Raw genomic sequence first — 19,541 nt, 5'->3', positions numbered from 1 at the left:
TTCCATAATGGAAGCCATGGGTGATTTCAATAGCTAGAAAACAATTACTTATTATCCGGATACATCTGCATACGCGTTACCCGGTGGAATGCGGAAACACTAGGTGCTGTAATTGCCAGTTCGTAAATTACTTCATTTGTCTTCAGATCAATTTCGACCACTCTTCCTCCTAATCCTTTATTCGTTTTCACCCCCATTCCCGGACAAAACAAAACATGGCCTGTTTTCGGCAGATACTGCACCCCGGAAAGTGCTGCAGAAAAACCTTGTACTCCCCTGCTTTCTCCATAAGCCCATACTTGCTGCACCGTTTTCTTTATTTCATCTACCTTATACTCCACAACCCGGCTGTAACCATCTGGACTGCCCAACGTTTTAGCCTGAAAATGACGGTTATATCCATTGTCAAAAACCAGAATATTGCCATTAGGCATCAATACAGGTGTATGCATTCCCCAAGACCAGTCAAAATCAGGATGTGCAGCCTCACCAGCAATCACCTTTGGATCAGTAATTACTTGTCCTTTTGCATCCACGGGAGACAATAAATATTGCTGATAAGCGCTGCTCCAATTTTTATGCGGTGAAATCAGCCATTTCAATGCGCCTCCTCTTGAAAAAGAAATGATGCCCTGAAAACGTACTGTGGCTAGAAAATCAGCTCCCATTGCTGCAATGGAGTTGTTGTGCGCCCAATTGACTGGTGTCTGACTGTAATCCACTCCCGACAAATCACCTTGATGGTCGTAACGGGCAGTATCCAGCATATTGGCTAAATCCCATTCTTTCACAACCATGCCTGATAATGGATTTATTTCGATGATATGGTCGTTGATTCGTGGTTTTCCATTGAGCAGACGTGCTGCAGATTTAGAAACAGTAACCAGAAAATTGCCATCGGCAGCTTCTGTTACTTCATGATGAAACGTATAACCTAATTTTTTCAAATCCCATTCTTTAACCAGATTACCGAACAGATCGATCTCTACAATACGACTTTCCTGTCCGTCGCCGCTTAAGAAATTTCCATTTTTCATTCGTTTTAAACCAATTGAGGCTGCTAATCTTTGCAGTTTGGGCGACTGTTTCAACAGCAATATCCAACGGATCTCCCCATCTGAGTCGACCATGTAAGGACAGGAGGTGTCGATTTCACTTTCGCCGGGATAGCTTACTAAGCTTAATCCGGGTTCCATACGGCTCTTTTGTGCTACAACTGTTTCAAATGTTGGGAAAGCCTTCAGGTCCAATGCCGCCGTTTGTATTTGAACATACGTTCGGCCGCGTTCCTTACCTTCCATATCTGTAAAAACAAGGGCTACACGATTGTTGTAATTGGCATAAAGTCCGAATACAGGAATCGTTTGTCTGGGGTTTGAGGCGAGAAACAAATGCTGTATACTCCCATTTGTGCCGGGCTTCCCTTCCACAATTACTTGTACCCTTCCCCGTCCAGGCAGCAATACCTCTACCGTTGCGGCCAAAGGATTAACCCCGGAAGGATTTAAGGCTTTATCTTTGACTATAAAATCCAGAGAGCTCCCTTTTGAAGGTATGGCAAGGCTGATTTTATCTTTAAACTGAATCACTGTTTTCCAAAGATCCGGTTGGTCCTGAATATCCTGTACCAGCGCTCCTGGGACTTCGATATCACCGGACTCAAAATGAAAAACATAATTTTCTTTTTCTTTACTGTAGCTGTTGAGCAGAATGCCATTATTGACCATCCCTTCCAATGAATTCTGGAATTCAATACCTCCAGTGGGCACATCCACCCTGTCTTTCTTACAGGCCATAAAACATAGCAGTAAAAAGCACAATAGTCCTGTTTTTAATCCGTAACCTCTATTTCCAATCATCTCATGATCTATTAAAAAAGGCGGGAAAGAATAATTCTCCGGCCCACCTTTTTATTTGTTCAATTCATTTTATTATCTCCATAAAGGATGCTGCTGAATGGCCGTATTTGTATTCAGCTCATTCTGTGGAATTGGCAGGTAAAAATGTTTGGCCTGGAAGTTATCAGCGCCTTGTTTTTTATTATTTACCAAAATTTGTTTCATCTCCGGATAAGTATAGAATCGTTTCAGGTCGAAGAACCGGTGACCTTCAAAGAAGAATTCCAATTCATTCTGATGAATCACTTCTTTCCATAAATCATCTGTCCCGCTCCATGTTTTATTAGCCAGGCCTGCACGGTCGCGGATACGCTTCAAATCGTTTGCTGCATCTCCTGTTTTACCCGTTTTTATCGCTGCTTCTGCATGCAATAAAAGCACTTCTGAAAAACGCATTAAACGCAGGTTATTGTTCTGATTTTTTTGATTGTACATACTATTTGCATCGGCTTCATTCTTGTAAAAATTGGTAAACTTCTTGATTAGGAAGCGGCCTTTTTTACCGTTGATCGTTGGATAATCCGGTTCACCTCTCAAACGTTTCGTAGCTGAAGCATCCCAGATCTGGTCAAAAGACAGGTTACCAAACCAGGCCCCATCAGGTATCGTCGTTTCAAAATCAGAATGCTTCCAGAAGAAACTAGTATACATTCTTTTGTCGAACCTGGTGTCTGACCCTGCTGGTCTTTCTTCCGCCACAAAGTCGGCTACAATAGCTGCTGTTGGCATCCATTTAAACCAGCCGCCAGTACCCTGAGGCCCCACAAAATTGGGAATTACAAAACCCTGTGTACTGGTGGCTTCTTCAGCCCCCCAGGAACCACTTCCAAAACTTCCGTCATAAATTAACTCAAAAACTGACTCTTTGTTTAACTCTGTATTCTCATTGAAATTATCCTCGAATTTAGTAGTCAGGTCATAAGTATAAGGGGCTTTCATGATGATGCTCAATTCTGCTTCCGCTGCTGTATACATCTTTCTATAATTGTACGATTTCCCTAAATACGCAATTGCAGCACCTTTGGTCACCCTTCCTGCTTCTGCTGCCGGACGTACAATAGGCAAATATTCTTTTGCGGTTTTAAAATCAGCTTCTATTTGTTTCCATACCATTTCTTCTGGAGAGGAGGGCTTCATAATTTCATCCGTACTTTCGGTGGCAGGAATCAAGCGTAAGGGTACATCTCCAAAGTTGGTCACCAAAAGAAAATAGGCGAAACCTCTCAGGAAACTTGCTTCAGCAGAAAGTTCATTGATTTTGGCCTCGCTCATTGGTACTCTTTTAATGTTGTTCAGCACTACATTCGCGCGGTTGATGGTATTGTATAACCTGCCGAAATCACTTTCTGCAGTATTCGCCGTATTTGTATAAGTAGCTGGTTCCCAATTCAACATCTCTTCCCCTAAAATGAACCACACATCATCTGCTCGGTTCATGGTATGCCATCCGGTATATCCTCCATAATAGCCATACATTTGTCCGCGGATAGGAGAATAAACAGTAGCTATTGCCGATTGTGCATTCGCTTCAGAAACCCAGAAAGTTTTCTCTACAGCTTGATTTGGGTTCACTTTGTCCAGAAAATCAGCTTCTTTACAACCTCCTAAAGAGATTGCCAGTATTGCAACAAAAAACAGTTGCTTTAATATATTCGTTTTCATGCTTAGTTTTTTTTGATTAGAAACTTAATTGGAGACCAAAAATCAGGGTCCTTGAAGAAGGAAAACGGCCATGGTCTGTTCCTCTGGACATGGTGCTTGATCCGCCGCCATTCTGATCGTCATTCTGACCAAGGTCTGGCGTATACCCTTTGTATTTGGTTGCGATGAACACATTTTCCATGGAAGTAAAGACTCTTAGGTCTCTAACATGGATTTTGCTGACCAGGTTATTAGAGAAAGTGTAACCAAGTTCTACGGTTTTCAAACGGAAAAATGAACCATCTTCTAACCAGCGGTCACTCACACGGCGGCTGTTTTTATTTTCATCTTGCTGTGTAAAACGGGGAACATCAGTATCTCTATTCTCAGGGGTCCAGGCGTTCAATACGTTGGCACCGAAATTGGTAAACTCATTCATGGATTCCATGCGCGCACGGGTGTAGTTATAGATCTTATTTCCTTTCATGCCATCAAAGAAAATACCCAGGTCGAAACCTTTGTAAGCTACACTACCACGGATACCGTAACTGAAATCCGGGAATGGACTGCCTGCATATTGACGATCATCATCCGTAATTTGTCCATCACCGTTGTAATCTATAAATCTGATATCGCCAGCTTTAGCGTTCGGCTGGATTACTTTTCCAGCTGGAGTTTTATAGGCTTGTGCTTCTGCATCTGACTGGAATAATCCAGCGGTTTTAATCAAGTAAAATGCACCGATCGGATCACCTACTTTTGCCCAGGTAATGGTTCCTTCTCCTTGTGGATTATAACCCCCAAATTCTTGTTTTGAGCTGCCTACAGTAATTGCTTCTACTCTGTTTCTTACTACAGATCCATTTACACCAATATTGTAACTTACTTCACCAATCGTGTTTTTATGGTTTAACAGCATTTCAAAACCTTTATTCTTGATGATACCGGCGTTCATTGTCGGACTGCCGTTGATTCCTGTAGAACCTGGCATAGCGATACTCAATAATACATCGTCTGTTTGCTGTATATAATAATCCGCGGTTAGCGACAGTTTGCCTCCAAAGAAGCTACCATCCAAACCTATATTTTTGGTTTTTGTCTCTTCCCAGGTTAGGTTTTTCGGAGAAGGCCATACAATACCGGTATTACTGCCCATCCACCAGGTTCCACCCTGAATATAATTGATTCCGCTGCTGCTAATACTTTGAGTTGCATAGTTGCCAATTTCCTGATTTCCGAGCACCCCATAACTCATGCGTACTTTTAACTCATTAATCGTGTTTTTCAAGCTGCCAAAGAATTGCTCATTCATGATATTCCAACCGACAGAAACGGAAGGGAACACACCATAACGGTGGCCATCTGCAAAGCGCGAAGATCCATCTCTACGAACGGAGGCGGAGAACAGGTACCTCGAATCATAACTATACATCGCTCTCGAGAACAAAGAAACTAGTGAATATTCTTGTAAAGAGCCCGAAGTTCCCTGCTGAAGTGTAGAACCAGCGCCGATGGTACTTGTTCCAAAAGGAATGTCAGTACGACTGGCACCAAAAGCAGGATTTTTATTGTCCTGAGAAGAATAACCTAATAAGGCCGAGATGGTATGTTTGCCGAAGGTACGGTCAAAATGTAAGGTATTTTCAATCAGCCATTGGGTGTTAAAATTAGCAGATTGACTTAGTCTGGATTGTATGGCACCAGATCCAAAATTGTAGGGAGCATTGGCATTATAATAGTTCCCTATGTTTCTATTATACCCAAAATTCAGTTTATATTTCAATCCTTCAATGCCCAGATCTACCTCTCCATAAGCATTTAATAAGATATCAGTTTTATTTAGTTTGTTATCAAACAACCTCGAAGCTCCTACAGGATTGTCCATATTTTTCATCCAGGGTAAGATACCTGCGTAGCCCCCCAGCTGATTTGAATCGTATACCGCTAACAGCGGATTCTGACGCAAGGCATCTGTGATGGTTAGTCTGTTGTCTTGTTTCTCTGAGGTGTTCAACATCAAGGTATTTCCAACACGCAGATGGTTATTAAAGAAAGAGAAGGTGTTTTTCGTGCGTAAATTAAAAGATTCATATCCTGAATTGATCAAGATCCCTTTTTGGTTGATGTAACCTGCAGAAACACTATAGGTGCTCGTTTCCGAACCTCCGGTGATGCCTACATTTGCTTTGGAAATCGGGGCAGTACGATAAACCTCATCTTGCCAGTTGGTTCCTGTACCTTGAAAATCGATTGCTTCCTTTGGCAGATACCCACTTTGGTTCATGATATTTTTCCATTCCTGTGCATCGAGTACATCCAGTTTTTTTGCAATCTTCTGAACTCCGGTATATAAACTGGCAGTAATGGTCGCAGCAGTATTTCTCTTCCCACCTTTGGTCGTGATCAAGACCACTCCATTAGCGGCACGTGACCCGTAAATCGCTGCTGCCGCAGCATCTTTAAGGACATCCAGTGAAGCAATATCCGAAGGATCTACCATATTGATATCGCCATATACACCATCAATCACATATAAAGGTGTATTTGAGCCTAATGAGCTTAAACCACGAATATCAATACTCATTCCCGCACCCGGCTGACCACTCACACTAGAAACTGAAACTCCTGCAATACGTCCCTGCAATGCACCACTCGTGCTTTTTGCAACATCCGCCTGCATTTCTTTACCCGTTAAAGAAGCGACAGCACCAGTCAGGTCCTTTCTTTTGACCGTACCATAACCCACTACTACCACTTCATTCAACTGATCATCATCTTCCATGACGATTTGAATGTTGCTGGAATTTCCTACTGTAACTTCTGTTTTCTGCAGACCTACATAAGAAAACACAAGCACCTTTCCTTTGGCAGCAGTAGTGCTGAAATTTCCATTGACATCTGTCATTGTCCCTCCAGGAGATCCTTTTATCACAACAGAAACACCAGACAATGGATTATTGCCGGTGTCTTTGACTGTGCCTTTCACAGTCATCACTTGCTGGGCCCATGAACACAGGCTTAGTACAGCAAGGAATAGCATTAGTACAATTCTTTTCATATTTGGTTTTATTTGGTTTATTAAAGAACAGGGCATTTGAGCTTCCCCGGTCACCTTTCGGTAACCGAGCGATATGCACTGCAGTCTCATACATTAATATTGATTTGGTTTACAGGTTAAAGTTAGCCGAAAACGAAATTGAGAAATTGCATAATTTGCTCATTTGGATTGGACTTTTGGTTCTTTATTTACCACGAAATCGAGTAAAATAGGGGCAAAAAGGACTGATATCAGGTACATATCGGCGATGTAACACATAATATCCAGTGATCATCTTAATTTAACTCAAAGCCAAAATATAAATCAAACTACTTAAAATCAGGTGATTACACTAAAAGTAATTTGGCTTTGATTGCACAATTCGCTCAACAGACTTGAACTATTCGCTCTTTTCTTTAAGCTATTTCCTGCTGATTAACCTTAAAATTGCAGATTTATAAATATTAACCTATTTAACCTTCAATGTTATGGACTTTAACATTGCAATCGAAGAGATATTTATGGAAGGGGATTTATCGTAAATAATCAACTATTACCTCAAATAATCAGCTGCTGCTGTTGTTTATGATGATCACGGAATTCGGCAGGGGTGATTCCTTTTGCTTTCTTAAATACTCGGTAAAAGTAGGAGATACTGTTAAATCCGCAATGCGAAACAACTTCCGCAATAGGAGTAGATTTTTTCAACTTCTGCATGGCCATTTTGATTCTGAAATCTAACAGGTAATCACTGAAGTTCATTTGCGTATTAGATTTTATGAAGCGCGCAAAAGTGGAACGGCTCATATTTAAAGCCGCGGCTGCATCGGTTACACAGATCATCCTGGAGACGTTACCCGAAATATAGCCATGTAATTTATTAACCATGATTTCATTAGTTGTCATTTCTGGAGATGAAGCACTGGATAGCTCTCTGACATCATCGCCTTTCGACAGTTCATACAGTAAAATAAATAACTTCATGACAGCATAAAAACCATCCTTTTCCATGGTAATTATTCTCAAAAGCGGAAGCACCCTTTCTGTAGTTTCCTTGCCAAAAATCACGCCTTTAGCCGCTTTTCTAAACAACTCCTGAATACTTTGAAATTGCTTTTTATCTAAGCATTGCTCAATTAAAGAAGGATGAAACTGTAAGGTGATTTCATGAATATCAGTAGCCATCCCCTCTCCGTCTTTCCAGGCATGTTTTAATTCCGGGTTGGCGATAAATACTAAATCTTTATTTCCTATTGTCTCCATGGAATCGCCAACAATGCGCTGTGCACCGGCTGCGCCTTCAACAAAATTCAATTCATACTCAGGATGTACGTGTACGGGAAAGGTAAATGATGATTTGGTACGGTCGAAAACTACAAAACAATCTTTCTCTGACAGAGGGGATTTCTCTCTGTATATATCTGATATCATCATTCTTTAATGCTCAATTTGGTTAGCTGATTCTAAGCTAGGTATTTTCAGGCATTCTGAGGGGAAATTTGGTGAAAAGCAGGTTTTAAATAAAAGACTTTAGCGCTTTTAACACACATTCCTTGTATCAAACAGTACTCTTTAAAAATAATAGACTGTATTTTAGCCCATTATATGTTTTTGTTTGCTTTACAGGAACTAATTGCTATTTTTGCCAGCATAAGCCACAAGGGGGATTAGCTCAGCTGGCTAGAGCGCTTGCCTGGCAGGCAAGAGGTCAGCGGTTCGACTCCGCTATTCTCCACCCTTAAAAAAGCTTCAGGGATCTGAAGCTTTTAGTTTTTAACAGTCGGTTCCATTGATAAGCAATCTTGTTTATTCTATGGAAAGACAAAATGGGGGGATACCAGAGTGGCCAAATGGGACAGACTGTAACTCTGTTGTCGCAAGACTTCGAAGGTTCGAATCCTTCTCCCCCCACTCCAATAAGATTAAAACCTTTCAGTGAAAACTGGAAGGTTTTTTGTTTTAAAGCAGGTTTTCTGTGCACATATTGTGCACAAATCAAGCACAATATCTAACCATAATCAATGAAATTATGGTGACTATAACGGTTGTCTTAGATAAAAGAAGAAAAAAAAGAGATGGTACTTATCCTGTAAACTTCAGAATATACTATCAAAGTAAAACCAGTACTAGATCTACAAAGATTAACGTTCTTGAAAATCAATGGGACGGTATTAAAAACATCATTAAGAGTAACCATCCTAATTCAAAGGTTTTAAACAAAAGGCTTCTTAAAGATTTTGCTGATCTACAGTCAAAACTATTATTGGCAGATGAGAAACAACTTACCGAATACCTCGATCCAAAAGCCTTTATCAAAATTGAAGAAAAGCCGAAACCAGATGTATTTTCCTTCGTAAGGTCGTTAGTCCTTGAATTAAAGAAGGATAACAAAGTCGGGAATGCCTGGGTCTATGAATCTGCTATCAATGCTTTAAGGAGATTTCATCCTGATGAATCCTTATACTTCGAACAGATAGACTTCGAATTCCTCGATAACTATAACAAATTCCTGCTGAGAAGGGACGTAAAACATAACACAGCATTCTTTTATATTAGAACGCTACGAGCCTTTTATAACAAAGCTATCAAATTCAAAGTTGTCGACAGGAATCTGTATCCTTTCCATGATATTAAACTGAAAGCCGAACGAACTAAGAAGCGTGCAATTGATAAATCCTTGATAACAGCCATCCTACAATTGGATTTACCCGAAGGTTCTACAATCTGGCATGTTCGTAACTGGTTTATGATGTCATTTTACCTAATGGGAATATCATTTGTTGACTTAGCCCTACTACAGATAATCAACATTCAGAATGGGAGAATACACTATAAACGACAAAAGACTGGGAAGGTTTACGATATTAAAATACTTCCACAAGCTCAGAAGATCATAGATGTCTATAGTAATACCCGTTCTCAGAACTATCTGCTACCTATTATAAACCGTAAGGTTGATTCAGAGGAAGTAAGATTGAGGCTTATAAAAGATAGAACCAGACTGGCTAATAAATACTTAAAGCGGATGGCTGAATTGATAGAAACCAATGAAAACATCACTACCTACACCTCTAGACATTCATGGGCTACCATTTGTAAGAAGCTAGGTTTCAGTATAGAAATCATCGCGGAATGCTTAGGTCACGAATATGGTAATAAAACAACAGCGGTGTACTTGGATACATTTGATCAGGATGTAATTGACAATACAAATGAAACCGTTGCGGCTAGTGTGAATAAATAGGCGTAAAATGAAGCGGAGTAACTAAAGCTCCGCTTTACTTTTCAACTTAATGCTATTTTTGTAATAGAATATCAACAGACAAAAGTATGCCTAACAACCTCCATTCAATACTAGATCATCCCTTTCGCAGAGGGCAAAATACCAACAAATTTGAATTAACTGTTGACTTGAGATTGCTCCGGAAATTTCACAAAATTGCAGAGTTTGAGGCACAATTCAGAGAACAGATTATTCTTGACAATGGAGAGATTCTGTATCTAGACCTAGACGATAATAACTCGTTAATGACAAGTGAGTTTAAAATGGATTTCAATATCCCCTGTATAAGTGGGCTTATAAATTTTGGTAAACAAATCGACCATATTAAACGAAAATTACGGAGACCGGAGCAATTTGATAATTTGCTGTTTCTGGCCTTACAGTTAATAATAATTGACAAACGCCTTTTTAAAACACAATATAATAGATACCAAGGCTTAAAACGTGAAATAGATAATATTAGCTTAATCGGCAGTTATGCTCAATTAAATAATCTTTCTGGATTGGAGTTAACATTTCTCGATAAAAACCCGACTAAGCGTCCAAAAATAATTGCAACTGAAAGGCTGCCAAGGTTTATTGTATTGGCTATTTTAAAACCATATGTATCATACCTTTTTTCAGATTACCTAGAAGATTTGAGCGGAATTTTAAATAGGGAATTAACAGAAGATACCATCACCTATGGTGATTTGTTAGAGGTTAAGAATAAGATGAGAAAAATTAAGGTGGAAGATTATGAGAAAGCGTTTCATCAATATTTTCTTTTAAAACTTTTGAATTATATAAGGGTAAACAATGTGATTTCGGAGAAGAAACCTAAACATACACATCCAGATTCTGACGAGGCTAGGTTAGTATATTTTATATCCTGCATAACCAAGCAACATTCAATTTTACCAAAATCCAAGCCTAACTTCCCTAGATACTTTGAAAATATGATTATAAGGAGTTTTAACGGCGCTGGCTCTTCAAAAAGCACTAATGCAGAGAAAATTATAAATTATAATGATTCAATTATCAATGGCGTCAAAAAAAAATATCAGGACTTAGAAAAGAGTGAAAACAAGAAGATAATGTTGTACTATATCACGGACATCGATCAAGAAATATTCGAACTTTCTAATCCTAACTTTCCTTTTGTTTAGTTCGAACATGATTGAGTTTCTTTGTGTCAATGCAAGGGAATAATACTAGTCAATACCCGGAGCAGATGTTAATTTTTCAATTTAAATTATATCCAATGCGGTATCATAATGATGATGAATGTTCTTTAATAGACTTCATAATGGCGGGACAACATGAGTCCGCTACCAATTTAAAAGATCAAAACTTACCTGTAATTAATAGTAAAAATGTTTTGATAGAAAATGATGAAAAAGGTCTATGGGGTAAAGAGGTTATTCGAACTGTTTTCCAAAATTATAACAGAGATGAATTATCATCTTTTGAAGCATTGCTTGATGCAATTTGCCTCGGACAGAAAATTACTACTTCACCATTCCCGAAATCGGATGAAAATGGAGAGAAGTATTTCTTGATCCAGCAACATGCAAAGAATGGAGTTCTCGAATATAAGGTGCGTTATTTTGACGGACTTGAAAAGTTAATTTCCATGTATATCAACGCTGAATTTGTTTCAGAAATATACTTTGAGGTGTTGTATCACGAGAGTACCATTTAAATCTTAAAATGTGGGAGAGTGCACCTCCCACTTAAATTAACCAATTTTTATTATCTAATTCTAAACCGTCTTAATGGGGGAATAGGATCCCTATGTTTCAAAAATAGCTATAAATGGAAAGAAATAAGAAACGATCAATTAACGAAATACAAAGCAATAACTTTTCAAAAGTTAAGGCAGGAGTTGGAGGAACCATTATTGTACTGGAGGAAGAATTACAAAGCTCTGTAATAACGCCCGCTTCGCGCCATTATTCAAAGAACCAGACAAATATGAACGATATCCAAAAAAATAACGACATAATAAATACAATTTTAGCTCAAAGAGAGAGTACAAAATTAGAATTGCAAGCTCAAAATAATATCAATAAAACCTTAATCGATAATCAAACTTGGTTTACGGAAAATGTGCCTCAAGGCATAATGTCTATAGATCAGTTTAATTTTGAAATTGAAACTTCTTCAAAAACTCAGCTACAGTCATTATCGAGCCTACTAAGAATCATGAGCGAAAGCAGAAAGATCAATACTACTGATTTTGCACATACTGATAAAAATGGGAAATCTTATTACTGGATTAAGGCATTCGGGAAGAACGGTGGGACTGAGTTCAAAATCTTTGACTTTCCAGGCTTGGCAAAGTTAATTGAAGGATACATCTGGCAATTATACCTAGTGAATGTTTCTTTAGAAGGCTTGTATAGCGAAGCAAATAAGGAAAGATAATATTTTCTAAATGGGAGAGTAATCTCTCTCCCATATTTTATTTAAAAATTAAGAACCTATATCTAAAATAGCGAGAGGCTTATGGGCGCTTCATTGCCAAAAATTAAATGATGAAAACATCAAAAAAGATAATCGAAAAAGGTCAATATTTAAGTGACATCATAGATACACTTCCTTCCGATACAATTATATTTAAAACAGCTACAGGCATAGGTGCTACACATTTGGAGCTATCTTGTCAACGAAACTCAATTATCATTGAGCCAAATGTTCCTGTAATAAAAGGTAAAAAGAAGCGAGGAGTATTTGGAGTTTACGAAGGCATTGATGTATCTAACGTAATGGACTATTTTTTAAACACGAACGTCCAATACAAGAAAATACTGGTAACTCCAGAGTCTTTTGGCAAAGTAAAAGAGGCCGCTGAAAATTTAAATATTGATTTGTATAACACCTACTTCCTCTTGTTTGATGAATGTGATAGGACAATGAAAGACGTGGCCTTTAGAAAAAATATCATTCTACCAATGGATGATTTCTTCAAATTTGAACAAAAAGCATTTATTTCTGCAACTGCTGTTGCACCTACAGATCCACGATTTGAGGAGCAAAGCTTTGAGATTGTTCTTATAGAACCAACATTTGATTACAGCAAAGATATTGAAGTAATTATTACCAATAATGTATCCTTAGCCCTTAAGTCTGTAATTGAAGAACATAGAGATAAGATAATTTGTGTATTCCTGAACTCGATTAAGGCAATAACAGCAGTTGTAGCCGATTTAGATATCAAAACGGAAGCTCACATATTTTGCAGTCGGGAGAAAATGTATCCTTTAAAAGGTTATGGCTATAATGCTTACGACCATATTGATGAGAAAAAATACGGAGCTATAAACTTCTACACTAGCAGATTCAACTCAGCAGTGGATATTAATATGAAGGAGAAGCCAGTAGTGATACTTGCCACCAATTTACACTATGCTAATCATACCATGATCGACCCTCGCTCAGAAGCGGTACAAATCATTGGAAGATTTAGAAAGGGCGTTGGTAAATTATATGCGATTAGTAATACAAATGAAGAGCTTTCGGCTAAGACTAAAGAAGAAGCCATAAGCTTTCTTGAAGGCTGCGAACAATGTTATAATCATATCAAGACATTAAGGAACTCAACTTCAAATGCAGGTGCAAAAAGTATATTGCAAGAGGCATTGAAGCTTGTTACATTCTTCAACTTTGTAAAAGAAGATGGTTCGAAAAACCACTATATGTTTGATAACTTCCTGCATGAGGAAAGTGTTAAGCTGATCTTTAAATCCCAGGAGACGATTTTAAAGGCTTATCAGAACAAACACTTTAATCCAACCGTGAAAGAAAGAACTTACGAAATCTCTGATGCAGATTATAAGATTGCTAAGAATGGTATTTCTATGACCAGTTTAGTAAACGCTGTTGTCAATTCCATCAAGAAACTACAGTCAAATCCGGATGGTATAAAATATATGATCGACAATAGGGATGCTGTATTAAATGAATTGCAGAAGTGCTTTCCTGACATTTACAATGCCTTCTTTATTCTGGGAGAATTTGAATTGCTGAAGAATGCTTATTCAAGTAAACAGATTAAAAGTGCTGTTAAGGCTAAACAGATTTCTGAGCAAAAATCAAACTTTTCCTTTATAGAAGATTTGCATGAAGCCTTTCCAGATGGTTATGAGGGTTCATCACAAACATTTAAGTCGACACTAAAAGATATAATCTTAAAACATGGACTTGATTTAAAGGCTGAGATTAAGCTTTTAGCAGAAGATTATTTCAATCTAAGCCCGCGCAGAAGCCTAAAAGGTAAGCCTCATGAAAAAGGGTTTAAAGTAATTAGCTCAAAGTTTAATAGAATAAAGGACAGTAAATAAAAGTATATAACCCCTAATAAATCACTGTCCTAAATAGACAGAAATAAATATAAAAACATGAATAAATTAAATAAAAGCCAGAAAATGGCATCATTAACCAAAAGCCAAGAACTTAACCTTACTAAAGATATATTGTGCCACTTTGGAGTGGGCGTAAGCTATTATGACGAGTTTGCAAAGGATTTATTACAGTCTCTCCTAGATGAACATAATATCTTAGATGAAGAAGGTAATGTCTTGGTTGCTAGCTTAGACAATTTTGAAGACTTCGGTATTGTTGGCTTTAGGTCGAATTACATTGACCTTGAGAATGAGGAAATACCAATATTTGTTATCGGTCATGTCCACTACTTATTAAAATCACATGACTGGTTTCCAGTTATAAAATAGTCGTGAGAATAACTCAAGCACCGTATTAATGCGGTGCTTTTTTATTTTATTTTTTATTTTAAAATTAAAGCTTCTATATCAACGTGTTGATTGTCAGCCGCGCGGATCGTATACCATAAAAGACCCCGCCATCATCTTAGTGGGAGATGAAATAATATACAGAAACTCCATCTGGAGAAATTACCTCTGACAATAGAACGCAACAGGAACCTAGATCAACGAGATTCTTCTTTTCTAATAGAAAGCATCACAGCGCTGAAAGTCAATCCTAATCTATAGGCATCCACGACCTCCTTTTCTATTAGAAATGAATTGCTCTAGTCTGCCTAATCCCTCCAAGTACAATACCCATCAACTAAACCTTAAAAGCCCACTAAACAGCTCTAAAATCAACCTCCGACAAAGCGGAGAATGGAATAACTATGTCTAAAAAATCACAATTAACAACCCGTAAAACCTCAAAAGAAACCATGACAGTAATTGCACCTAGCGAAGAAATACTTCTCGCACAAAACCTTGAATTAAGAAACGAGTGTGTGGAACGAGCCTACCACAACATGATTAAAGGCAGTAAAGAACTACTAACAGCGTTTGAATCGCTACGTTATCGCACATCGGTAACTGTTGACCATACAAAATCCGGTAAAGAAACGAATCTAATAAGTGAATGGTTAAGTCCATTCTGGAACTACACACTGACAAAGAACCGTTTTAATTACTACATGATTTACGTAAGCTACGATGAAGAAGCATTAACAAGATTCGGAGAGAAGCTGTTCAACAGAATGATACGAGTGGTATTTAAATGCACCAACAACGAAGCGTTTGATGTTAATATTGAGAATTGCATCAGAATTGACCATGAAGGCAGTGATATTCAGCCATTCTTCATAAGTCGTGTATTAAACGGTGAGAAGGACTACGTATTCGTTACCTCAGAAGAATTGGTGCCATCTTAAAATTAAAGCGCCCAATTGCGCTTTAATTCACCTTACGTTATTATCTTTACGTGAAATACTAAAACGGAGGAACAGCCAACGAATTAAATCAACCATTAAGAATTACTTTATTTAAGATATAAGCGTTAAGCTTTTTGTTCTTGTCTAGGAAAATCGGCAAAATTAAACTAAGACAACAAGAACAGATGAGTTCAACACCTGCGCGATAAGCGTTAGGTGCTGACTTGTTTGTTGTTGTCAGGTTCTTGCCGAGCCTCCTAGACGCAAACAAAGCTCAGTCCTAGCGCTTATTGTGTTTAAAATGCCATGATAGGACAATGGCTACAAGCAGACTAAAATGGAATTATTATTAAGTGACAAAGTGATATTTCTGAGATTTCTGATCTATATTCCTCGTGCAAGCAGAAAATATTCATCTCAGGATAACTACATAATCTTCAAATTATTGGATGCAGATGAAGACATTAGCTTGCAATTAAGATATTACCCTAGACTCAGGGCAATAGAACTCGGAAAGATGTTAGCTACCGAAAAGAAGATTGAACTAAGCAGGTTATTATACGAATTCCTAATTCGAGACCGCGAGGTTCTACATTCGGAACTCGAGGCAGTGAAAGTAATCTTGGATGAAATTGAACTGCATTCATCCGAATGGGATTCTGGGCTTTTTGCGCTTATAGTGGCTAACAGGTTTAACCAATCAATGTTAGGACGATGATAAATGCATTTGATGAACTCTATACGAAATATAAGAACAAGTTTATTTACAACCATGGACAAGCTAAATATGACACCATAGTTGCTAAAATTCATGGATCAAATAAGATTGCTGAATTAAATCGAGCTACTATCCAACAAAGAATAGCACCCAGTCACGTTGACTTTGGTAAAACAATACAATCAATAGGCTACTTTATGTTTTCCAACTCGGATACGTCCGCCATGGCGGAGTTGATTGCTGCCAAGTATTGGAACGAATCCGTCAACTCTAAATGTGGTCTTTGTTCTGAACATTCACTATACCTTATGGCTGAAGGAACTTTAAGGAAATGGAGTAAGTTTTATACATTATAGAATTCCATAATAAAGACCTAGAGTATCCACTTATCATCTTTCTGATTTACGGCTTCCCGTAAGACATTCAGTTACCACTTGAATACTTTTGGAAGTCCCACTTTATTGTATTAAATACCTGTCGATTAGGGGCTGTCGATATAAGAAACAAAACAACTAGATGAATAAAGTTCTATTAACGCTCTTAGCGCTCTCGCTGATCGTAGCTGCATGTAAGAAAGAAAAACCTAAAGAAAAGGAGGAAGAAAGTAATGTACCATGTCAAATGATAAAAGGCAGCAGTGAGAATCAAGGCGGTTCTATAGTCTACTGCACCTATATCTACGATGAAAGAGGGAGGATAACGAAGTTGAGGTATTCTGACAATAGAGAAGTAAGTTATAGTTACTCAAGCAACCAAATAATAGAGGAAAGATGGTCATTTAATAGCCCAACCTCTAAGCATACTTACCAATTAGATGCAAGCGGCAAGATTGTAAGTTCGAACAAAATCATTAATGGGACTGAGACTCCCCATAAATATATATATAATGCAGACGGCTATATATCAGAGGAAAGTACAGACGATGGAAGTTCTTCTGCTGTCTTTAAATATAGTTACATAAATGGAAATTTGACATCTGTAAGAAGCAACTACCTCAACGATCCCGGAAAGGTAAGTGTCACTACTATATCTTACACTAATGAGCTAACACCAAGCCGTTTCCTTGCAGATTATTACACAGCACATATACCAACTACATATATTTTAAAAGCTTACTTTGGTAAAGCTTCAAAGAACCTCATATCAGAGGTAAGAAATTCTTCTTCTTATTCTTTCACATATCAAACGGATTCAGAGGGTAATGTCATTAAAATGACGGAAAGGTCAACCGAGTTTACAAATATTCATGAATACGATTTTAATAGGTGTAAATAACGAGCATACAATAGCATCCTAAATACCTTCCCATGCTCCATCGGTGGCTTACACGGAGAATGGGAAGGTTTAGTCTTTATGTTCTGCATTAACCAACTGTTGTGCTTTCTATTAGAAATACTGCTCTTAGTTCGTTCTATCACTTCTGCGGTGGTTTAACAAAGCTAGTGCTTGGAAATAAGGTACTACGCAAAGCTCTGCTCTCTAAAAACACACGCCACAGCTTCGCATTGTCATGGTTTTTATATTGAGCATCGGTTGCTCCGTGAAAGCTACCCTTATCTTTATCTAGGATTTGCTGAAGCTTCATCCTGGATAAAGCTAATCGCATTCCTAGTGCAGCTCACCTACGCAATCGCTAAGACTTCACAACTGTTACAATGTTTGGTCAAACATAGTCCAGTTGTTCGTGTCGAGACATACCCATCTGCCGTACTTCGTACGATCTGCATCTGGGATCTTAGCGATGTTCGCAGGCGGTGAGCCTATAGCACGGATTTATAGAAACTCCAATCTTTTATTACTTGCCTTTTGCAGTCACCCTTCGGATTGCCTCTGCTTAGATTTTTATCTCTGATTCACGTTTTTGTGAGCTAATTTTGAAAGTTATTCTAGCTGCGTTTCTAAGAAATAAATACGAGTGATCTTCAATAATTTGCATATATCAAACATTAAATTATATTTGTTTAAATTATATTAAAAATAATTAACGCAACTTATCATCATTATGAGTATTGTAAAGCCATTTCTTAGATGGGCTGGGGGGAAAAATTGGCTTGTAAATCGAATTGAAGAATATCTACCGGTAAATTTCAATAATTATTATGAACCTTTTCTCGGTGGCGGATCCATTTATTTTTACTTAAAATCCAGAGGACATATCCAGAACCATGCTTTTTTATCAGATTTAAATACTGATCTAATTGAAACATTTAACTTGATAAAGACTCATCCCAACGAAGTAATTGAAAGGCTGTTATTGACAAAAAATGAAAAGGAGTTCTATTATAACATTAGAAGTGAAGAATTTGAAGATCCAATTGATAAAGCTGTAAAATTTCTATACTTAAATAGGACATCATTTAACGGAATATATAGGGTTAATATGAAGGGTGAATATAATGTTCCTTTTGGGAATAGAAATCTAGCTAAAATTTTTGATATAGATAATTTGCACCTCGGAAGTGGCCTGCTTTCTGGTGCTACTCTACATGGTATGGACTTTATGGAAACTCTACCTACTATTAAAAAAGGCGACTTAATTTTCCTAGACCCACCATATACTGTAGCTCATGAGAATAATGGGTTTGTCAAATACAATCAACAAATTTTCGCTTGGGAAGACCAGGTTAGATTACAAGAATATATCCAACAACTAATTAAATTAAAGGCTTACTTCATAATGACTAACGCGGCACATGAAAGTATAGAAAACCTGTACTCAAATATTGGGAAATATGCGAAACTAAAAAGACCTAGCTTGATTGGCGGAAAAGGTGCAAAAAGAACAGAATATAATGAATTCATTTTTACTAATATATAAATGCAAACTAATTATAAGAAGGCAATTTGGCCTGCACTCGTAGATACGTTAATTATATTGGTCTTCACTCTTCAGCCAACAATTTACCTCACTTTTAATTTTTGGCGTAGGTGGAAGGTTGCTAATCTTGGAGAGACTTTATTATCTGGTGATATTCTTTTATATAGCATCTCTTTTTTTAGCGCATCTTTTCTTGTTTATAACCAATTTAGAGTTAAAGAGAGTGATTGGAAAGATAATTTAAATAAGATTATTATCGTTATGTTAATACTTATCTCAATGCTGTATGTTATGATGAAAAGTGATAACGAAACAGATATAAGTTTTGCCAAGTGGGTATCGATTTTATGTCTGACACTATCAGTATCAGTGTTTTATTATTCGCAAATCATGGCAAGAAAACCAACTCCAGATGTTGCTGAGGAAAGAAGAGAAGAGCAGCAAACCATTGAAGATAACTTAGTTTAGAAAG

Annotated in this window: 14 protein-coding genes and 2 tRNA genes; 12 read left to right on the top strand and 4 right to left on the bottom strand. The window is 37.7% G+C overall.

Annotated features, from left to right (window positions below):
• Nucleotides 1-44 precede the first annotated feature (44 nt).
• The 4 genes from H9X96_RS18455 to H9X96_RS18440 all read right to left on the bottom strand — a co-directional run bounded on the left by H9X96_RS18455 (nucleotide 45) and on the right by H9X96_RS18440 (nucleotide 8,010).
• Entirely contained in the window at nucleotides 45-1,859 is a 1,815-nt protein-coding gene (locus tag H9X96_RS18455) for an aryl-sulfate sulfotransferase (protein WP_187667692.1), read from the bottom strand.
• Between the two features lie 72 nt (nucleotides 1,860-1,931).
• The gene (locus tag H9X96_RS18450) at nucleotides 1,932-3,560 is read right to left on the bottom strand and encodes a RagB/SusD family nutrient uptake outer membrane protein (RefSeq protein WP_187667691.1); all 1,629 of its coding nucleotides are present in this window, start codon (nucleotides 3,558-3,560) and stop codon (nucleotides 1,932-1,934) included.
• 16 nt (nucleotides 3,561-3,576) lie between these two features.
• Entirely contained in the window at nucleotides 3,577-6,597 is a 3,021-nt protein-coding gene (locus tag H9X96_RS18445) for a TonB-dependent receptor (RefSeq protein ID WP_187667690.1), read from the bottom strand.
• 537 nt (nucleotides 6,598-7,134) lie between these two features.
• Nucleotides 7,135-8,010 (bottom strand): helix-turn-helix domain-containing protein, encoded by an 876-nt coding sequence (locus H9X96_RS18440; protein WP_255431171.1) that lies wholly within the window; start codon nucleotides 8,008-8,010, stop codon nucleotides 7,135-7,137.
• Nucleotides 8,011-8,237: 227 nt separating this feature from the next.
• Between H9X96_RS18440 and H9X96_RS18435 the strand changes: the two genes are divergently transcribed.
• The 12 genes from H9X96_RS18435 to H9X96_RS18380 all read left to right on the top strand — a co-directional run bounded on the left by H9X96_RS18435 (nucleotide 8,238) and on the right by H9X96_RS18380 (nucleotide 19,537).
• Nucleotides 8,238-8,311 (top strand) — tRNA-Ala (locus tag H9X96_RS18435).
• Nucleotides 8,312-8,404: 93 nt separating this feature from the next.
• A tRNA-Tyr gene (locus H9X96_RS18430) sits at nucleotides 8,405-8,487 on the top strand.
• A 118-nt stretch (nucleotides 8,488-8,605) separates the two neighbouring features.
• A complete protein-coding gene (locus H9X96_RS18425) occupies nucleotides 8,606-9,820 on the top strand; it encodes a site-specific integrase (protein WP_187667689.1) in 1,215 nt (404 codons plus the stop codon).
• Nucleotides 9,821-9,906: 86 nt separating this feature from the next.
• On the top strand, nucleotides 9,907-11,007 hold the full coding sequence (locus tag H9X96_RS18420) for a hypothetical protein (protein ID WP_187667688.1): 1,101 nt from the start codon (nucleotides 9,907-9,909) through the stop codon (nucleotides 11,005-11,007).
• Nucleotides 11,008-11,147: 140 nt separating this feature from the next.
• Nucleotides 11,148-11,543 (top strand): hypothetical protein, encoded by a 396-nt coding sequence (locus tag H9X96_RS18415; RefSeq protein WP_187667687.1) that lies wholly within the window; start codon nucleotides 11,148-11,150, stop codon nucleotides 11,541-11,543.
• A gap of 113 nt (nucleotides 11,544-11,656) precedes the next feature.
• On the top strand, nucleotides 11,657-12,268 hold the full coding sequence (locus H9X96_RS18410; RefSeq protein WP_187667686.1) for a hypothetical protein: 612 nt from the start codon (nucleotides 11,657-11,659) through the stop codon (nucleotides 12,266-12,268).
• 107 nt (nucleotides 12,269-12,375) lie between these two features.
• The gene (locus H9X96_RS18405; protein ID WP_187667685.1) at nucleotides 12,376-14,184 is read left to right on the top strand and encodes a DEAD/DEAH box helicase family protein; all 1,809 of its coding nucleotides are present in this window, start codon (nucleotides 12,376-12,378) and stop codon (nucleotides 14,182-14,184) included.
• 57 nt (nucleotides 14,185-14,241) lie between these two features.
• Nucleotides 14,242-14,574: a hypothetical protein gene (locus tag H9X96_RS18400; protein WP_187667684.1), complete on the top strand. Its 333-nt coding sequence runs from the start codon at nucleotides 14,242-14,244 to the stop codon at nucleotides 14,572-14,574.
• Between the two features lie 422 nt (nucleotides 14,575-14,996).
• Nucleotides 14,997-15,533 (top strand): hypothetical protein, encoded by a 537-nt coding sequence (locus H9X96_RS18395; protein WP_187667683.1) that lies wholly within the window; start codon nucleotides 14,997-14,999, stop codon nucleotides 15,531-15,533.
• A 1,234-nt stretch (nucleotides 15,534-16,767) separates the two neighbouring features.
• The gene (locus tag H9X96_RS18390) at nucleotides 16,768-17,526 is read left to right on the top strand and encodes a hypothetical protein (RefSeq protein ID WP_187667682.1); all 759 of its coding nucleotides are present in this window, start codon (nucleotides 16,768-16,770) and stop codon (nucleotides 17,524-17,526) included.
• A gap of 727 nt (nucleotides 17,527-18,253) precedes the next feature.
• Nucleotides 18,254-19,069, top strand: coding sequence for a Dam family site-specific DNA-(adenine-N6)-methyltransferase (locus H9X96_RS18385; protein WP_187667681.1), 816 nt, complete (start codon nucleotides 18,254-18,256; stop codon nucleotides 19,067-19,069).
• Nucleotides 19,070-19,537 carry a hypothetical protein gene (locus tag H9X96_RS18380; RefSeq protein WP_187667680.1) on the top strand — a complete coding sequence of 156 codons (468 nt, stop codon included), beginning with the start codon at nucleotides 19,070-19,072 and terminating at the stop codon, nucleotides 19,535-19,537.
• Nucleotides 19,538-19,541: the final 4 nt, after the last annotated feature.

The sequence above is a fragment of the Pedobacter sp. N36a genome (assembly GCF_014472395.1).
Lineage (GTDB): Bacteria > Bacteroidota > Bacteroidia > Sphingobacteriales > Sphingobacteriaceae > Pedobacter.
This window is presented reverse-complemented; position numbering and strand designations above follow the sequence as displayed.